General features: G+C 64.5%; 1 pseudogene. It reads left to right on the forward strand.

Going from position 1 to position 670, the window contains the following annotated elements:
- A pseudogene (locus NW835_RS00995) lies at window positions 1-670 on the forward strand (acetyl CoA synthetase subunit alpha); the annotation flags it as partial.

A 670-nucleotide genomic window follows, 5' to 3' on the forward strand; every position in this document is an offset into this window, starting at 1 on the left:
CGGCGTCAAGGGGGCCATTGTCCTCTCGGCAGGCTTTAAGGAAATTGGCCCGGAGGGGCTGGAGCTGGAAAAGGCCATCCAAGAGGCTGCCCGCGGCAAGCTGCGCCTCATTGGTCCCAACTGCCTGGGGATCCAAAATCCCCACACTGGCCTCAATGCCACCTTTGCTGCCCAGATGGCCCGACCCGGCAACGTGGGGTTTATCAGCCAAAGCGGGGCCCTCTGCACCTCGATCCTGGACTGGAGCCTGCGGGAAAATGTCGGCTTTAGCGCCTTCATCTCTCTGGGATCCATGCTGGATGTGGGCTGGGGGGATCTCATCGACTATCTGGGCGAGGATCCCCACACCCACAGCATTGTCCTCTACATGGAGTCGATTGGGGATGCGCGGTCGTTTGTGTCGGCGGCCCGCGAGGTGGCGCTGAGCAAGCCCATTATTGTCATCAAGGCGGGGCGTACCCAGGCGGCGGCCCAGGCGGCAGCTTCCCACACGGGATCCCTCACCGGCAGCGACGCGGTTTTGGATGCAGCCTTCCGCCGCTGCGGTGTGCTGCGGGTGGATCACATCGAAGACCTCTTCGACATGGCGGAGGTGCTGGCCAAACAGCCCCGCCCGCAGGGCCCCCACCTCAGCATCCTCACCAATGCCGGCGGACCGGGGGTGCTGGCC

Origin of the sequence: Synechococcus sp. OH2 (genome assembly GCF_047462155.1) — a bacterium.
GTDB lineage: Bacteria > Cyanobacteriota > Cyanobacteriia > Thermostichales > Thermostichaceae > Thermostichus.